The 504-nt window shown below is 68.1% G+C and carries 1 protein-coding gene; it reads right to left on the bottom strand.

Annotated features, from left to right (window positions below):
* The coding region (locus PV682_RS44225; protein ID WP_319738356.1) for an NAD(P)-binding domain-containing protein at nt 1-273 on the bottom strand (273 nt) is incomplete at its 3' end.
* Nucleotides 274-504 lie beyond the last annotated feature (231 nt).

The raw sequence follows: 504 nt of genomic DNA on the forward strand, positions 1-504 counted from the left end.
CGGCGCGAACTCCCCGATCACCGCGTCCGTCGCCTCCCCCGCCTGCACCATCAGCATCAGCCGCCGAGGCCGCTCCAACGCCGCCACGAACTCCTCGGCACTCTCGGCGGCCACGAACTCCCCCTCGTGCCCGAACTCCTCGACCAGCGCACGGGTCCGCCCCGCACTCCGGTTGTGGACCGCGACCGTATACCCGTGCCGCGCGAAATTACGCGCCAGATTGCGGCCCATGACCCCGAGGCCGGTCACGCCGATCGATGCGGAAGCGCTCATGTGTGGTACCTGTCCCCTGCGTGGAGGTGAGTCCGTCACCGTCAAGTACGCACGTGGCGCGGCTCTTTCTCGACAGAGGGCCCGCCCTCCCCGCCGGGGGAGTGCGGGCCACTGCTTTTTCGGGCCCGGCAGGCTAGTGTCCTGAGTCGGGAATTCGGTTCAGATATCCGGCGAGGCGTTCGAGGATCTCGTCCGCGGTCTTCGTCCAGACGAACGGTTTCGGGTCTTCGT

The sequence above is a fragment of the Streptomyces niveiscabiei genome (genome assembly GCF_033794345.1).
Lineage (GTDB): Bacteria > Actinomycetota > Actinomycetes > Streptomycetales > Streptomycetaceae > Streptomyces > Streptomyces niveiscabiei.